Genomic DNA, 16803 nt, shown 5'->3' on the forward strand with positions numbered 1-16803 from the left:
CCCCAGAATGGGGGATTTAGGGGGCTGAAGCCGACTAGAACGAAGTGAGTATAGGCTTGTGTATACACCGTAGCTTTTTAAAGGGGGCTAGGGGGGATCGAATTGCGAGTACTTTACTAGAAGATGTTTGTTTGCAATCGACTAAGACGATTAGATCTCTCGCCAGAAAATTCCTAATGTGGCGGTAATGAAGTATTTGAAAGCATTCAATATACCTGCCACCTTTTCTAAACTACAAGGCAGACTTCGTTCTAATAGGTGCGGTTTTAACCGCCAGCCTTCGTGCAAAATAGAAGTCATCGCCCTGTCGTTTGCCGCCTTATGCATCCCTTCGTCTTTCAACCTGATCCGCCCTTGTCGCCCAGAGAGACCCTGCCGACGATGTATGATCTGCCCAGTGAAGACCCAGAGGAACCCGGATTGCCCGACGCATTTCATGACCTCCAGCCCCAGCTTTTGAGTCGCACTTTGCGGTTGGTTGATTATGCCAGCGATCGCACTTTTACAGGCACCAACCTCAATCTTTACTACGATGCTCGTCACCTCCAATGGCACAAGCGCCCCGACTGGTTTTTAGTGCTAGACGTGCCGCGTCTGTATGATGGTCACGATATGCGTTCTAGCTATGTGGTCTGGCAAGAAGCCGTCCATCCTTTTGTCGTTGTTGAGCTACTATCACCTAGCACCGAAAAAGAAGACCTCGGCGAGAATGCTTCCCCTGAACCATCCGAAACCTCAATCGTTTTGGAATCTGCCAACGGACAGCCCATGTCAGAAAAGCCACCTCGCAAATGGGATGTGTACGAAAAGATTTTGCGCGTTCCTTACTACATTGTTTTTAGCCGCTACACCAATCAACTACGCTTCTTTCAACTGACAGGCGGACATTATCAAGAACAATCTGTTGAGAGCGATCGCCTCTGGATTCCCGAAATCAAACTAGGATTGGGTCTCTGGCAAGGCAGCTTTGAAGGCATCGACCCCTTGCGGGTATCTCGAAGAGATCGCCTGTGGCTGCGCTGGTATGACGAGCAGGGCGATTGGGTTTTGACCGATGCTGAATACGAACGACAACAAGCTGAACAGGAACGACAACGCGCCCTCGAAGCGGAGACACAGCTAAAACAAGTGGTGTTGAACTTGATACAGTCCGGCATGACGATCGCTCAAGTCGCCCAACTGACGAGACTCTCTGAGGTTACGATCAAGCGATTAACCAGTGAAGAGTTGTAGAAAGGAACGTCTGGTTTCAGGGATGAAACGATCGGGCGTGGTGTTCGCAGAGCCAGAGGTAATCGCCTTCTGGGGTGAGGACTTTTTTGAGGTTGCCCCATTGTTTGCTGGGATCTTTTTGTTCTAGCAGTTGGCGTAGGGCACGCAGGGCAGACCCGTCTAGAGTTTCCAGGGGACGAGGTGAGGCTGTTCCCCTTTCGGGGTAATCGCTTCCTAGTGCGGTGTCGATGTCGTCGAGATCGCCTGTTTTGAGGGTTGGGAGTTTGCCGGATAGTTCTTTTGCCAGGTCAATGTCGCTTTTGAACATGGCTTCGTAGTCTTTGGCTTCGATTACGCCCAGCCAAGGGCCGATGAGTGGGGTGGCAAATTTGAGAACTCCGACCATGCGGCGGTAGTAGGGGGCGATCGCTTTGAGCCATTTTTGGGGTTCGTCGATGGGGTAGAGTCCGCAGGGCTTTTGGGGGCCGTCGGGGTCAAGGGTGGGGTGCATACATCCGGGCATCTGGCAGTACAGTTGCAGATTGATGCGTTGCGTACCGAGTTCTTGTTCCCAGGCTTTTTTGAGACGAGAACGATCGTCGGGGCGCAAGACAAATACATTGGGACAGTGGGATTCGATCAGTTTTTGTTGTTGTCGAAATTGCCGCAGGAATTGACTTTGTACCAGTTCTCGTAACTCGGATTGTCCTTCCTGGATTTTGTCTAATCTCGCTAGAACGGCATCCTGGGTTGTCCAGTGCAAGCCAAATAGCAGTCGGTTAACGGAAATGTCCTCTAGACAAGACGGACATTCGATCGCTTCTTTGGGCGGGGTGCGTTCCAGTCGCTTAACCAGATTGGCGTAGTCAAATTCGTGGGTGCAACTGACATGAGTGGGGTCTGGGCAGGGAATCAAGCGAGTGATTTGTAAACCGGGGTAGCGGCGTAGGGTGAGTTCGATGCCTTCTTTTAGGAGATCGAAGAAACTGTGGGGCATGGCACCGCGCACGGTGAGTTGTAGATATTCGGCGTTGGTGCGATCGTCTCGTCCAATTTTGGTCAAGGCCAAATGCTTTTGTTCGGTGTCCCGAAACAAGACTCCAGTACGCCAGTGGATGCCGCGTCGTTCGCTTTGGTCGATCGTGAAACGGTGTTGACGGGCGATAAACCAGGTGGGAATGCCGGGTAAGACTTCACTGAGTTGAAACTTCATCGAGATTTCTTTGCAGTTGGGTTCTTGGTGTTTGGCGTTCCACATCGGTTCGTAGTCGGGTGGCTCAAAGGGGAGCCGTTCGACAATCAGGCTGATGTCTTTGTTTTCGAGGGTGCGGTAGGAGAGGTCAAAGCGCTCCATGAGCCGTAGAAAGTGGTCGCGGATCGGTGCATCGAGATCTTTCCAGAGTTGATCCATACAGGGGCGGGTGAAGATGCCATTGCGACGGATTACTTCGTCTGATTCCAAAACTCGGCTGATGTGTTCTGTCACCCATTGGGGTTTGAAGATGACGAAATCGTTGAGGTCGTCGTTGTCTTGAAAGAAGAGAATATCTCCGAGTTCGTGGAGCCATCGCCCTAAGACTTGCTGGCTGAAGGCTTCTACCTGATGGCGGGTCATCAATTTCCACAACTTTTGAGGAGTCGTGTATTTTTGGCTAACGGCGCGAATGGCATTGGCAGTGTTGAGCCAGGTAGAGGGCCAGAGTTCGCCCATTAATGGAAGTTGTGCGGCTGCGTTTGTAATGGTCTGTCGCAAATGCTCAAAGCCTGTGCGATCGCGGTTGCTGATTTCACACTGTCCGATAATTTGGGGAAACTGTTGTTGCAGTTCGCTGAGGGGTAAATCAGCATCCCTTCCTTCTTCGACGTGGGTGGCGACAAGTAAAATGGGGGAGTCGGGAGCGTTGGCGCGAATGGTTTTGAGCCAGTAAATTAGCCTGCAAGGTTCCCATCCTGCACGGGCGCTCCAGACTAGCAGAAACAGGGAACGGTTGGTGAGAAAAAACTGATGGGTGGCGTGGTAGATGTCTTGACCGCCAAAATCCCAGGTATTCAAGGTCATCGTGACATTTGTTTTGACTGGGTGAGCCAATGGGAGCGGACGAATGGCAATGCCGTGGGTGGTGTTGAGTTGGGGATCAAAGGGTTCGCCTTGCAGCCCTCTCAACAGTTCTGTTTTACCGATCTGTCCCTGTCCGACGACCAACAGTTTAGAAATCCACTGTTCGGTTAGATCTTCCCGTAGATACGCCAAAATTGCGGCGGTGCCCTGCTCCACAACCTCTGGTGGGGGAAACGTTAAGGGATTGTTATGGAGGGGAAGCACTACCAGATTGGACAGTTGACCCAATTCCTTCGGCACCGCTGTCAGTTGATTTTGGAAGAGGTAAAGAACTGTCAGATTGGACAATTGACCCACTTCTTTTGGCACTACAGTCAGTTGATTGTCGTAGAGGTAAAGCTCTGTCAGATTGGACAATTGACCCACTTCTTTTGGCACTACAGTCAGTTGATTGTCGTGGAGATAAAGCCGAGTCAGATTGGACAGCTGACCCACTTCTTTTGGCACCGCAACCAGTTGATTGCTGGCAAGGTGAAGCGCTGTCAGATTGGACAGTTGACCCAACTCCTTTGGCACCGCTGTCAGTTGATTTTGGAAGAGGCAAAGAACTGTCAAATTGGACAATTGCCCCAACTCCTTTGGCACCGCACTCAGTTGATTTTCGCTGAGGGAAAGCCACGTCAGATTCGTGAGTTGCCAGAGTTCAGCGGGGAGTTCTGTTAAACCTTTGCCAGAAAGATCTAACTTCGTCTGTTTGGTTTGGGCAGCATGGTCAATGATTTCGAGTAGTTCTGCCTGGTTCATGGACGGGAAGCAAACGGGGTAGAGAAAGAGTGAAGGGAGAGAATAAGGGATGAAGGGTGAGACGGTGATCAATCACCGATGGAAGTCCTAAACTTCGGATCTACGATGACGATCCCATCAGGTTGAAAGACCTGCCAATCATCAACGTCATAGGTATAAACTTGTCGCACTCCCGCAACTAATGCTGTTGCAGCGTGCCTTGCGTCATGAATTCGGCGAGCCGTTAATCGATAATTTGCAGCAAAGCCAACACTCCTACCGATGTGCAGGCAGCAAACTCTCCTCGCCGAGCCGCCTCGACAATTGGACGGGCTTCAGCATGACGCGAATCGCCACTCAGCAATGCACCAATAAAAAGTCCTGCATCTAAAAACACCCAATCTGTTGTACTCATGGGTAAATCTCATCTTTCCAACCTTTTGGCACATGGCCTTCTAACACAGGCAATGGCTGCAATTTTGGCTTAGGTTGTATGGTCACCGCCTCCCCATCTGGAAACTGCACGGTGAGGGTGCCTTCTTGCAGCGCCCTACCCAGAAATTCTTCAATCGAGATTCCTGCAAGCTGATCAAGTGTAATTACTGGTGTCGCATCCATCATCAGTCGTTCCATGTCTATACAACTTAGCGCTCTGCATTTTTCAAAGCGATTAGAAAAGAAGATTCGTTGAGTTTATGGTAATGGGAAATCGAGTGAAGAATATGGGGCAGAGGGCGCGATCGCACTTCTTTGAGTTGTCATCCTTCCCCACTCAATTGTCACCGCTCAACATTAAATTGTCACGGCTCACAACGCTAATGCGTTAACCCTCTTTGGCTTTGTGCTTGCTCACAATGGCATTGTCATCCCACACCCATCAATTGTTTTTGCTGACAAAGCGATCGTGTTCACTCACATTGACATTGTTTCGGCTGACAAAGCGATCGCACCCCGCAGCATTGACATGGCACAAAGATCCGTAGCTTCGTTAACAAAACAGTTCTATTGGGCACAATAAACTCATCATTTACTACGGAGAAAATCCATGTCACCCCAAAACACTAGCCGTCGTCTACCCAACCAATCGCTCAACCAGGATGTTGACTCACTCAACGGCTTCAACACCATTCGCGACTACAGCACCAAACGCCCAGAAGCCACCCCCCAGGCCCTACAGCAAACCTATCAAGCAATGCTGGCATCCCAGCAAGCCGAAACCGAACAACTTGCCCTCTATCGCGCCGCCGCCGATGCCGCCCGTCTCGCAGAATGGGACTTTCACAACGCAGTGTTGGCCATGAAAGATGTGGTGCGAGGACAATTTGGTGCAGACAGCAACGAAGCACAAGCCGTTGGGTTAAAAAAGAAATCAGACCGCAAACGCCCCACCCGCCAAAAAGCTGCCGCTGCTAACTAGCAGATTGGGCTTATCTGATATCAAAGTCAGTTCAACAGATTTTTTCGCTTCGTTGCTGAGGGAGTCGCCCCTAAATCCCCCATTCTGGAGGACTTTGAATCAGCGTAATTTCTTTGAACTCTGAAACTTTTTCTTGGTCAAAGTCCCCCAATTTTGGGGGATTTAGGGGGCTGAAGCCGATTGAAACGAAGCGAGTTACTCTCATCGAACTGACCTGATATTAAGGTGAATTCGATAAATCCTGGCGAACCGCCCCCCAACCCCCAATTCTGGGGGAGCCGAAGTTCAAAGTTCCCTCGCTCTCACCCATCCAAGCCCCAGACGGGAAAGCAATTCTCTTCTAGAAACCCTTCACGATCGCAGCAGTTCTTTAACCACAATCAGACAGTCTGGAAACGCTAGAGGTGCAATAGTCAACGCTTCTGACAAAATTGTTTCGCTTTGATAGCCCGTTGCATTGGGCATCCGAAACACATGCAGCTTACGATCGTTCACATCCAACACCCAATAGTCCGCAATGCCTGAGCGACCATACGCCAGAGCCTTCGTCTCGCAGTCAAACTTCAGGCCCGTATCTGCCACCTCAATTAGCAGAAAAACTTCAGCAGGTGTGGGATGGTGATCTTCGTAATACAGCGGATCAGGACGCACCACCGCTACATCGGGTTCTGGTTCAGAATAATCGTCAAGCCGGATCGGATCTTGCAGACAAATCAAAACCCGATCGCCCAAACGCTCCTTCAACAGATGGTTAACTCGGCTAACTGCGGCACGATGAGCAGTTCCTTTCGCTGCCATCTTAATAATTTGACCTTCTAACAACTCAACGCGCTCATCTGGGTGCAAAATTCCAGCCTCTGACATGCGGTGATAATCTTGCACCGAAATTTGCCGAAGGGCGATCGCAGGATTCATAAGCAGTTAGCCTTCAAAATCAACACTGTTTAATCGACACTATTCAATCAACACTACTCAACCGTAACGCTCTTAGCCAGGTTACGAGGCTGATCGACATCCAAGCCGCGTCGCGCTGCAATGTGATAAGCCAGCAGTTGAAGTGGAATCACCGTCAGAATGGGAGACAGCACCTCATCCACATGGGGCACCGGAATCAACGTGTCAAACGTGTCAGCCGCTTCTTGCTCATCCATCGGAGTCACCCCAATCAATCGAGCATCTCGCGCCCTGGCTTCTTGGGCATTAGAGAGAACCTTTTCGTAAACCGTTCCGGGCATCGCGATCGTCACCACGGGCACTTTGGCATCCAATAGGGCGATCGGGCCGTGTTTCATTTCACCCGCTGGATAGCCTTCGGCGTGGATGTAGCTGATTTCTTTGAGCTTGAGGGCCCCTTCGAGAGCGATCGGAAAGTTGATGCCTCGTCCCAAGAAAATAAAGTCTTGAGTCTCTGCAAAGTCGTGGGCTAACTGTTCGATGTAGCGCTCCTGGCTTTCGAGAACGATCTCCATCTGAGCAGGAAGCTGACGCAATCCGACGAGCAGGGTTTCCAGTTCTGCGGGTGATTTGGCTTGACGGCGATAGGTGAGATCCAATGCCAGCGCATAAAATGCCATCACTTGAGCCACAAATGTTTTAGTAGCCGCAACGCCGATCTCGATGCCCGCATGGGTGTCAATGATATTGGGGATCAAGTGACCCAGCGAACTTTCGGGACGGTTGGTGATGCCGAGTAGACGAGCTTCTAGACCCGAATCGGGAGCAAAGGTCGATCGCCGCTTCTTCTCCATTTCTAGCGCGGCTAAGGTGTCAGCAGTTTCGCCAGATTGGGTGACTCCGATCGTCAGGGTGTTGGGCACGATCGGGGCGGGCGCATAGCGACATTCTGAAGCGTAATGAACGGTTGTAGACACGCCAGCCAGTTGTTCGAGCAGATATTTCCCGACCAGTCCTGCGTGCCAGCTTGTGCCACAGGCGACGATTTGAATGTGTCCCAGGTTATCGAGCAAGCGATCGGCTAATCCCAGAGTGACGGGCGGTTTATTAATAGCGGCATCGGCGGCTGTCCAATCTCCATCAAAGTAGGCTTCTAGACAGGCTCTCACGACTCCCGGCTGCTCGTAGATTTCTTTGAGCATGAAGTGTTTGAAGCCCTGTTTCTCGACCATGACCGGGTTCCAGTTGAGCGTACGGGGATTTTTTTTGAGTCTGTGCCCGTCAAAGCTGTAGATCTCAACGCCGAGCGGAGTCATACGGGCGATTTCACCATTCTCAAGCGGCAAAACGGCACGGGTGTAAGGCACCAAAGCAGGCGTATCGGACGCGCAGTAAAATTCTCCTTGCCCAAATCCCAGAACGACGGGAGCCTGTTGACGGGCGACGATTAATTCATCGGGATGGTCGGCAGAAATGACGGCGATCGCAAACGCCCCGTGCAGTTGATTCACCACCAGGCGGACGGCTTCGAGGAGTGAGGAGTGAGGAGCGAGGAGTGAAGAGTCCTGTTTAGAGAGGGCGAGTTGTTCGGCGATCAGGTGGGGAATGACTTCGGTGTCGGTGTCAGAGCGAAATTGGCAGCCTCGGCTTTTGAGGTCTTCGCGCAGGTCTCGATAGTTTTCGATGATGCCGTTTTGGATGACTGCGATGCGCTGATCGGTATCCATGTGGGGGTGGGCGTTATATTCTTCGGGCTTGCCGTGGGTTGCCCATCGAGTGTGAGCGATGCCGATGCGAGCAGGGTTGTCTTCGCCAGCCAGTTTTTCTTCGAGATTAATCAGCTTGCCCTTGGCGCGGACACAGTGAATTTCACCCTCCAAAACGGTCGCAATCCCGGCAGAGTCATAGCCTCGATACTCTAGTTTGCGTAACCCTTCGAGCAAAATGCCGCTGGCTGCCTGGGTTCCGATGTAGCCGACAATTCCGCACATATGAGTTCACTCCTTAAAGAATCGGATCGTGACGTTCTCCGCTAATTTAGCCTGAGTTTGTGCAAGATACCAGACTGAAGGACAGATAATTTGCAACGGAGCTTCTACCGGGTGGCTGCTTAAAGGAATTAGAAACATCCCACTCACTCTCAGCTTCTTTACACTTTTGTTTCACACACAGCTAACGATTAGTAAGTTTGATCATTTTGATCACTAGTCCAGGTTGAGGTGAGAACACAAAAATCTACTAAGGAATGAGACTTGAATAAAACCGACCCTTGCGTAGGGTGTGTTAGAACAGAGCGATCGCGGATAGCTCCACATTCTTAATGTAAAAATCCTAATGTAAAACTCAAAGTAATCATGAATAGATTTGTCATCTTATGGAGTTTAATTAGTCCTGGATGTGTGAGCCTGATCGCAAGTGTGCTTTGGTTTTATCGACTGTCTTGGTATCCGGGATATCCTGATATTTGGATCTCGATCGCTGTCTATCTAGCTTATTGGCTCCCACTGGGAGTACTACAAGGAGTCTTGTTATTCTGGAAATTTCGAGATCAGCAATTTGCATATCGATGGTTCTTGACAACCACTACAACTGGGGTTCTCGTGATGCTATCGCATGATCTCTCTCTAGCCTTGATGGGTGCTGATACGAGAGGGCAAGGCGCACTAATTCTAATCCTTAGCCTGCCGTGTTTAGCAGCTTTGGGTGGGCCAATCTTAGGATTAGCCCAGTTTTTGCTGATCCGAAATTGCTATCAAACCTATCTGAGACTAAATCACCTGACCAGCAAGTGGTTTGCGAGAAGCTTTTTGTCATGGGCGATCGGGTTTACTGGAATTTTAATTGCAATGAGCACTGACATGCTGCCTGCGTTGCTTCTTTTAGTTGCATTTGGCAGTGCCTTAAAAGGGTGGTTTATTCAAAAGCATTTAAGGGTGTAAATGCGGCCTCGTGATTGACTGACAAAAGTTCTAAACCCCAATTTACTAGAGGTCAAGGCTGGCACGCCTAAAAGAACGAAGTCTGCCTCGTAGCTAGATTTATGCAGAGTTTTATTAATTCGCGAAGGCGGATTTTGTTCTTGTGGCGGCGGCTTGAACTGCCAAGCTGGGAAAACGCCAGTTTTGTAAGGCACTCTAAAGCTTTGAAAATGAGCCAAACTTCCGAAAATTCTTCCTTCTGATGTGAAGCATAACCTGAGTTCTCTACAGCAATTTGCGGGTTTAGGTATGGCATCTACACGTTTATGAAGTTGTTCACAGCAGTTCCAATTCGACAGTCGTTCTATGAGTAAAGTTATCTCTTTAATGCACGCAGTTTTAATTATTGTAGGGTTGATCGCTGGAAGTGGAGGTATCTTGCGATCGCTCAGTCAGCAAAAAAGTCATCGTCAAGTTTTTAGAAACGCATTTAACAACCACTGGCAAGATGTGAGTGACTTACAGGTAGATAGTTCTGGAGTCTTTGAATTCAATACCGCTAACACAGTTATTCAATTTCGCAGCAGCAAAGAAATTCGTCTCAACCGCCCCGAACCAATGCAAACGCTCACGCCTGAACTGGCCTTAAAGATTTGGACTCCATCCCCCACTTGCCACAACTTTATTCGTCAGGGCGGCAACTTAAAAATTCTTTTTCGTCATGTTAGCAGGAGTGATAAACCTAATGGACTGTTGTTTATAAATCGGCCCAATACCAACGAGTACTGCTACCAAAACTAGAACTTTAGTTAACTAAGGAAAATACAATGTCAGAGAGCATAGACAGGTTGCAGTATGAAGACGATGACTTTGACAATGAACCTAGCACAGTACAAATATTTGAGCGTAGCGTGCACCACAACATGAGTTTGCATGACTATGAGGCATGGATTGATTGGGCAGAGCGCAGCCTTAAAGCAGGCAGTTGGGTGAGAACTAAAGTTAAACTTCGGCGGAGAGAATTGCACTCGATCGAACTCGGTCAAAAACTTCTCAAACGAATAATTCACGACTTGCAGGAGGTGGCAGACATCGAACAGAACATTCAAGAAGAGGGATCTAACTTGACACTTGTCTTAAAGCCCCGTATCTCCCAAAGTCTGCCGCGGGAATGATCTCTCTAAGGATCGTGGATTAAATAACTCCGAGATTTCACCCTCACCCTAGCCCTCTCCTCAAAGAGCTACCGTGTACACACAAGTCCGGAATCGCTTCGTTTCATCGGCTTCAGCCCCCTAAATCCCCCATTCTGGGGGACTTTGACAAAGGAAAGATTTCCAAAGTTCAAAGCCATGACGACAGCTCAAAGTCCCCCACTTGTGGGGGATTTAGGGGGCGAAGGGTCTCGGCAATGACGGATCAATCAACTTGTGTGTACACGGTAGCCCCAAAGAGAGGGAACTAGACTCTAGCCTCCTTCTTAGGAAGAAGGGTTGGCGAGGGCTTCGCCCCACTTTGTGAGGAGGGCGATCCGAAACTCTACAATTGTCGAAGTTATTTAATTCTCATTCCTAAGTCGCTTCTGCTCAAATCATTCTCTAATGCTAGAAATAAGGTGGCGGCTAGAAGATTTTAGGAGACTGCAATGCGCCTGGATGCTGGATGTGAGCTAGTTTATACGGCAAGTGCGCCAACCCCTCTGATTTTGATGTTGAGACCTCGCAGCGGGCTGGGTCAGTGGGTGTTTCGAGAAGACTATTTGTTAGAGCCGAGCGTTCTGATTACCGAGTACACCGATAGCTATGGCAACTTGTGTCAACGATTAGTCGCGCCACCCGGACGATTTCACATCCGCACCGTTTCGAGTGTTGAGACGGCAGATACGATCGACGTTGCCCCCGGCGCGCCCTATGTCCCGGCAGAGAATTTGCCCGATGAGGTGATTCGGTTTCTATTACCCAGTCGCTATTGTGAATCAGATAAGTTAGGCAGTTTGGCACTCAAAATTGTTGGAGATCAAACCCCTGGATATGATCAAGTAGAAGCGATTCGGCGGTGGATACAAGAGAATGTTGAATATCGCTATGGCACCAGTGATGCATCCACTTCAGCTAGTGAAACCGCAGAAAAACAAGTGGGGGTCTGTCGAGACTTTACCCATTTAGGAATGAGCCTTTGTCGCAGTTTGAATATTCCCGCTCGTATGGTGGTGGGCTATTTATATCAACTTGACCCAATGGATCTACACGCCTGGTTTGAAGCCTTTGTGGGCGATCGTTGGTACACCTTTGACGCAACCCAAAAAGAAGCACGGGGAAATCGCATTGCGATCGCTTATGGTCGAGATGCCGCAGATGTCGCACTGGCTACCCAGTTTGGAGCGATCGAGCTAAACGAGATGAAAGTTTGGGTGAGTGAATCTACTTCAAGTTAGACCCGTCTATTTAACCTTGGGGAGATGATTGTTTGTAGAGCTTAATGGTAGAAATAATTAGCACGCTATTTTTATTTCCTTAAGTGCCTTCCAGGAGAAGCTGAAAATGCATATTCCAGTCTCAACTTACAGGCTTCAGTTTACAGGTGCTTTTGGGTTTAACTCAGCCAGTCAGATTATTGAATATCTAGTCGAATTAGGGATTTCTGATCTCTACGCTTCGCCAATCTTTGCAGCTAATCAAGGCAGTACTCATGGATATGATGTCATTGACCCCAATCAGATCAATCCTGAACTAGGTACTGTCGAAGAATTTGAGGCGTTAGTCAATAAGGTTCAGTCTCATCAGTTGGGTTGGCTACAGGATATTGTCCCCAATCATATGGCCTATAGCAGTCACAATCGGCTGCTGATGGATGTTTTTGAGCATGGCTCTACTTCGGAATATTTTGAGTATTTTGATATTGCCTGGAATGCTCCTTTTGGAGATGATGGCGATCGCGTTCTCGCCCCACTGTTAGGAGATTTTTATGGAGATTGTTTAGAGCGAGGTGACCTTCAGCTTGAGTATGAACAGGGCAGTCTCAAGGTTGTCTATGGAAGTTTGAAGCTACCAATTCGGTTAGAGTCTTATCGTCATTTTATTCGACCTGATCTCGAAAGCTTGACTCAAAAGTTAGGTAAAGAAAATGCATCTCTGATCAAGCTGATAGGAGTGCTTTATATCATTGAAAATGTCTCATCAGTCGCACGCCAAGAACAAAGCAGTTTTGCTAAAGGAATTCTTTGGGAGTTATATCAAAGTGATTCAGACATCCAGGAGTTTTTGGATCAAAATCTTGAAGTTCTCAATGGTGAAAAAGGCAATTCCGAAAGCTTTGACGATTTAGACGAGTTACTTCACGAACAGTTTTTTCGACTTGCTTATTGGAAGACGGCCTCTGAGAGCATTAACTATCGAAGGTTTTTTGCGGTTAACGAACTCATTTCAGTTAGAGTAGAAAACCTGCAAACTTTTGAGAAGAGCCATGCTGCTATTAGTAAGTTAGTTCAAGAACAGAAGTTTACAGGTTTGAGAATCGATCACATTGATGGACTTTCTGATCCAGCTCAATATTTAGAGCGACTGAGGGAGAAGATGGGAGATGTCTACATTACGATCGAGAAGATCTTAGAACTCAAAGAAACCTTACCCGATTGGCAGATTCAAGGCACTTCTGGTTACGACTTCTTGAATTATGTAAACGGCATCTTTTGCAAACAAGATAATCAAGACGCGCTGACCAAAATCTATGCTGACATCGTAGGTTTAGAGTTTGATTATTCGCAACTGGTGCGTGAAAAGAAGCGACTCATTTTGGATAAAGATCTGCGGGGCGACTTAGCGAATCTTGCTCATCTGTTGAAGAACATTTCTAATCGCTATCGCTTTAGCAACGATTTTACAATCTATGGATTAGAAACCGCGATCGCTGAGATTCTCATTCTCTTTCCCATTTACAGAACCTACGTCAATCAACAGGGAATTGGTGAGGTCGATCGCGCCTACATTCAAGATGTCATTCAAGGAGCGCGAACAAACCTTCCGCTGCTGGTTCATGAATTAAACTTTATTGAAAAACTCTTATTACTGAACTACGACAATTCACTCACGCCAGCCCAAAAAGAGCAGTGGCTTTACTTTGTAATGCGAATACAGCAATACACGGGGCCATTGATGGCAAAAGGCGTTGAGGACACCGTTTTATATGTCTACAACCGTCTGATTTCATTGAACGAAGTGGGTGGAAATCCCAGTCATTTTGGCGTTGCGATCGCTGACTTTCATACCTTCAATCAAGCGCATCAGGCAAGATGGATTCATACCATGAATGCAACTGCGACTCACGACACCAAGCGCGGGGAAGATATGCGAGCCAGAATTAATGTTCTCTCTGAGATTCCGGAGGAATGGGCGCAGCAGGTTAACGTCTGGATGACACTCAATCAGTCTCAAAAAACAAAGCTTGACGGATTAGAGACGCCCGATCGCAACGACGAATATTTCTTTTATCAAACGCTGGTAGGTGCCTTTCCTTTTGATCAAACTGGACAAACTGATTTAGTCGATCGCCTCAAAGAATATATTGTCAAAGCGATTCGAGAGGCAAAGGTTAATACCACCTGGTTAACCAACAATACTGAATACGAGACTGCCTTCACTCGTTTTGTAGAATCGGTTTTAGAGCCTTCTGAACAGAATGAGTTTCTACAAAAGTTCATTCCTTTTCAGCAAAAGGTGGCTGACTATGGAATCTTCAATTCTCTGTCACAAACTTTATTAAAGATTACGGCTCCTGGTGTTCCCGATTTTTATCAGGGTGTTGAACTTTGGGAATTGAGTTTAGTTGACCCAGATAACCGTCGTCCGGTGGATTTTGAGCAGCGACGATCGCTCTTAAAAGAGCTCAAATCACGCGCCACAAAAGACCTTCCAGCCTTGCTTTCTGACCTACTCGATACTCGTCAAGATGGCAGAATTAAGTTATTTCTCACCTTCCAAGCACTACAAGCTAGAAAGGATTATTTAGAACTTTTTCAACAAGGTGATTATTTGCCATTGGAAGTGACAGGAAGATTCAAAGATTATGTTATTGCATTTGCTAGAAAGTTTGCAGATCACTATGCAGTGACGATCGTGCCTCGCTTTTTGACGGATGTGACTGAGCCAGGAAAGCCCCCGATCGGGTCTGTTTGGCAAGATACTTATATTCAACTTCCCGCATCAGCTAATTGGAAAGATGTTATTTCTGGACAGTCCTTAGAATCTGGAAAAAACATAGAAATTACACAAGTTCTACAACACTTCCCAGTTGCACTTTTGGTCAACGAAGACTGATTCTGGGTTAAAACGCCTTCTTAGTCTGCCTTCGCAGACTTCGTTCTTGTAGGCGCGGTTTGAACCGCCAGCCAAGCTAAAACGATCGCGCTTCGGACTCCAGTTTTGCTGTTTTAACGTGAATTCGATGGAGTTTTTCCGCTTCGTTATTGAGCGCTTCTGCCCCCCAACCCCCCAATTTTGGGGTAGGGTTGATTTATTCTAGGGAGAGAAAAGCGAACAGCCGATTCCCTCATTAGTTGCTAAGAACCATCCAAATGAAAGAATCAGGGTTTTGGGTTTCCTTGATTTTCCCTTAATCAGAATGAATCAGCCCTACCAATTTTGGGGGACTTTCGGACAAGATTTCTCGTTCAAAGTCCCCCAAAATTGGGGGATTTAGGGGGCTGCTCGGATTTGTAACCGCAGCGAGAGATCTCATCGAATTCACGTTGTTTTAAGCGAGAACTTTCCAGGTTCAAACAGGAACGGACACGTCGTGAAGCGAAGCTACCGCACTTTACGCTGCAACGGTGATGTTCTCGATCGCGCTACTCGGAGTTTTCCTAAAAGTTTTGCTGGTTAGGATATAAAAGTACAGAGTAAGGTGTCAATTGTCCTATGTTAGACCCAGCATCTTTTACGGCAGCGGCGATCGCCAAGTTAGCCTTCGACGAATTTATCAAGTCTGGTGCGGGAGAACTTGCCAAAAAGTCTTTGAGTGGTGCAATTGATCAAGTTAAACATCTACGCGATCGCATTCAAGCTAAATTTAAGGGCAACGATCGGGCCATTACCGCTTTGAGTGAGGTTGAGCAGCAGGGGACAGCGGCAGCGATCGAGAAAGCTGCGAAATATTTGGATCTTGAGATGACCGAAGATCCGGCATTTGCGACCGAAATTCAGCAACTCGCGCAACAGATTACGAATATTCAGAATCAGTCTAACTCCAGCCGCAAATATAACAACTACGGACGCGATCAAATCAATATCGAAACGATTCAAGGCGATCCCAAAATTGGCGGTTCATAGAATGGGACGACAATACGACAATCGAGGGCGCGATCAAATTAACTTCGAGACTGTTCAGGGGAATGTGATTCTTCCTGGAGATCGACGGGTGGAGCGATCGCGCAGTGAATCCATATTGCTCAGGGCAATGGCGGATGAGGTAACTTCTCGGTTGAGTCAATCGCTGCATAATGCGGTGCTAATCAATCTGGACAAGCAGATCCAACCCCAGCAGGTGAGGAATCCGCTCAGTGCCGAGATCAAAATTGGCGCGTTGCCGAGTCAGCCGTTGCCGCCGGGGACAGAAATTTTGGAGGTGTTTGAGCGAAGTGACATTTCAGGCAGACTTTTGATCTTGGGCGATCCGGGTGCGGGGAAAACGACGACGCTGCTGGATTTGGCAAAAGGATTGGTGGAGAGAGCGATCGACGATTCTGCGGCTCCGATTCCGGTGATCTTTGCGCTGTCGGCGTGGAAAGACCCAAAACAGGAGATGAAAGACTGGCTGATTGCAGAACTCAAGTCAAAGTATGGGGTTCGCATCGACATCGGCAAAAAATGGATCGAAGACAAGCTGCTTTTACCGCTATTGGATGGATTGGATGAGGTCAAGCCGGAGCATCAAGCGTCCTGTGTGACTGCGATTAATCGATTGTTGGGAAGCGACGATCGACCTTCTGATTTGGTGGTCTGTAGTCGGCGAGAGGAGTATGAAACCTATCAGACTCAACTACATCTGAATGGTGCAATTTGCTTAACAGACCTGACCAATGAGCAAATTCAGAATTATTTAGGTGAAGTGAATAACCCTGAACTCTGGCAAATGTTGCAAGACGATGCAGCGTTGCTGGAATTAGTGAGAAAACCGCTATTTTTGAGCATTACCATCTTGGCTTATGGCGAAATTGCTCTAGAACAATGGCAAAAGGCACCCTCAACTCAGGCACGTCTGGCGCTTTTGTTAGATGCCTATGTGATCCGAATGCTACACACCGACCTGGAAAGTAGCGCCTATCGAAAACGCAAACCTCCGACAGATCAACAAACGCAACGATGGTTAACTTGTTTGGCGCGGCAGTTGCAAAAAGATTCAGAAACGGAGTTTCTGATTGAGAAGATGCAGCCTTTTTGGTTGCAGGGCAAGCCTCAGAAATGGGCTTATCGGCTGATTTATGGGCTGATTTATGGGCTGATAAGTGGGCTGATTTATGGGCTGAT

16 protein-coding genes are annotated in these 16803 nt (G+C 48.1%); 10 read left to right on the forward strand and 6 right to left on the reverse strand.

Features of this window, described 5'->3' with window-relative positions; translation table 11 throughout:
* Nucleotides 1-150: 150 nt before the first annotated feature.
* Entirely contained in the window at nt 151-300 is a 150-nt protein-coding gene (locus ACKFKF_RS30025) for a hypothetical protein (protein WP_446871045.1), read from the reverse strand.
* A gap of 21 nt (nt 301-321) precedes the next feature.
* Between ACKFKF_RS30025 and ACKFKF_RS30030 the strand changes: the two genes are divergently transcribed.
* Entirely contained in the window at nt 322-1233 is a 912-nt protein-coding gene (locus ACKFKF_RS30030; RefSeq protein ID WP_446871046.1) for a Uma2 family endonuclease, read from the forward strand.
* 16 nt (nt 1234-1249) lie between these two features.
* Here ACKFKF_RS30030 and ACKFKF_RS30035 read toward each other — a convergent pair whose 3' ends face one another.
* From ACKFKF_RS30035 to ACKFKF_RS30045, 3 genes are all read right to left on the reverse strand, one after another.
* On the reverse strand, nt 1250-4075 hold the full coding sequence (locus tag ACKFKF_RS30035) for a COR domain-containing protein (protein ID WP_446871047.1): 2826 nt from the start codon (nt 4073-4075) through the stop codon (nt 1250-1252).
* A 223-nt stretch (nt 4076-4298) separates the two neighbouring features.
* Nucleotides 4299-4469, reverse strand: coding sequence for a hypothetical protein (locus ACKFKF_RS30040; protein WP_446871048.1), 171 nt, complete (start codon nt 4467-4469; stop codon nt 4299-4301).
* Nucleotides 4466-4687 (reverse strand): hypothetical protein, encoded by a 222-nt coding sequence (locus tag ACKFKF_RS30045; protein WP_446871049.1) that lies wholly within the window; start codon nt 4685-4687, stop codon nt 4466-4468. Before ACKFKF_RS30045 ends, ACKFKF_RS30040 begins: the two co-directional genes overlap by 4 nt.
* Nucleotides 4688-4895: 208 nt before the next feature.
* Here ACKFKF_RS30045 and ACKFKF_RS30050 point away from each other — a divergent pair, with 208 nt between their 5' ends.
* Together ACKFKF_RS30050 and ACKFKF_RS30055 are read left to right on the forward strand one after the other, a co-directional pair.
* Entirely contained in the window at nt 4896-5072 is a 177-nt protein-coding gene (locus ACKFKF_RS30050) for a hypothetical protein (protein WP_446871050.1), read from the forward strand.
* A gap of 27 nt (nt 5073-5099) precedes the next feature.
* Nucleotides 5100-5471 (forward strand): hypothetical protein, encoded by a 372-nt coding sequence (locus ACKFKF_RS30055; RefSeq protein ID WP_446871051.1) that lies wholly within the window; start codon nt 5100-5102, stop codon nt 5469-5471.
* 351 nt (nt 5472-5822) lie between these two features.
* On the opposite strand, the gene ACKFKF_RS30060 is transcribed toward ACKFKF_RS30055, so the two are convergent.
* Nucleotides 5823-6386, reverse strand: a complete 564-nt coding sequence (locus ACKFKF_RS30060; protein WP_446871052.1) for a Uma2 family endonuclease — start codon at nt 6384-6386, stop codon at nt 5823-5825.
* Between the two features lie 53 nt (nt 6387-6439).
* On the reverse strand, nt 6440-8356 hold the full coding sequence (gene glmS / locus ACKFKF_RS30065) for a glutamine--fructose-6-phosphate transaminase (isomerizing) (RefSeq protein WP_446857026.1): 1917 nt from the start codon (nt 8354-8356) through the stop codon (nt 6440-6442).
* A gap of 363 nt (nt 8357-8719) precedes the next feature.
* Between glmS and ACKFKF_RS30070 the strand changes: the two genes are divergently transcribed.
* The 7 genes from ACKFKF_RS30070 to ACKFKF_RS30100 form a co-directional block, all read left to right on the forward strand.
* On the forward strand, nt 8720-9304 hold the full coding sequence (locus ACKFKF_RS30070; protein WP_446871053.1) for a hypothetical protein: 585 nt from the start codon (nt 8720-8722) through the stop codon (nt 9302-9304).
* A gap of 366 nt (nt 9305-9670) precedes the next feature.
* Complete coding sequence (locus tag ACKFKF_RS30075; RefSeq protein ID WP_446871054.1) at nt 9671-10084, forward strand: hypothetical protein; 414 nt, start codon at nt 9671-9673, stop codon at nt 10082-10084.
* A gap of 26 nt (nt 10085-10110) precedes the next feature.
* Entirely contained in the window at nt 10111-10458 is a 348-nt protein-coding gene (locus tag ACKFKF_RS30080) for a hypothetical protein (RefSeq protein WP_446871055.1), read from the forward strand.
* 470 nt (nt 10459-10928) lie between these two features.
* Nucleotides 10929-11717 (forward strand): transglutaminase domain-containing protein, encoded by a 789-nt coding sequence (locus tag ACKFKF_RS30085; protein WP_446871056.1) that lies wholly within the window; start codon nt 10929-10931, stop codon nt 11715-11717.
* A 106-nt stretch (nt 11718-11823) separates the two neighbouring features.
* Nucleotides 11824-14595, forward strand: a complete 2772-nt coding sequence (gene treY, locus ACKFKF_RS30090) for a malto-oligosyltrehalose synthase (protein ID WP_446871057.1) — start codon at nt 11824-11826, stop codon at nt 14593-14595.
* A gap of 600 nt (nt 14596-15195) precedes the next feature.
* Entirely contained in the window at nt 15196-15606 is a 411-nt protein-coding gene (locus ACKFKF_RS30095) for a hypothetical protein (protein WP_446857033.1), read from the forward strand.
* 1 nt (nt 15607) lies between these two features.
* The coding region (locus ACKFKF_RS30100) for an NACHT domain-containing protein (RefSeq protein ID WP_446871058.1) at nt 15608-16803 on the forward strand (1196 nt) is incomplete at its 3' end.

The sequence above is a fragment of the Phormidesmis sp. 146-12 genome (assembly GCF_052939495.1).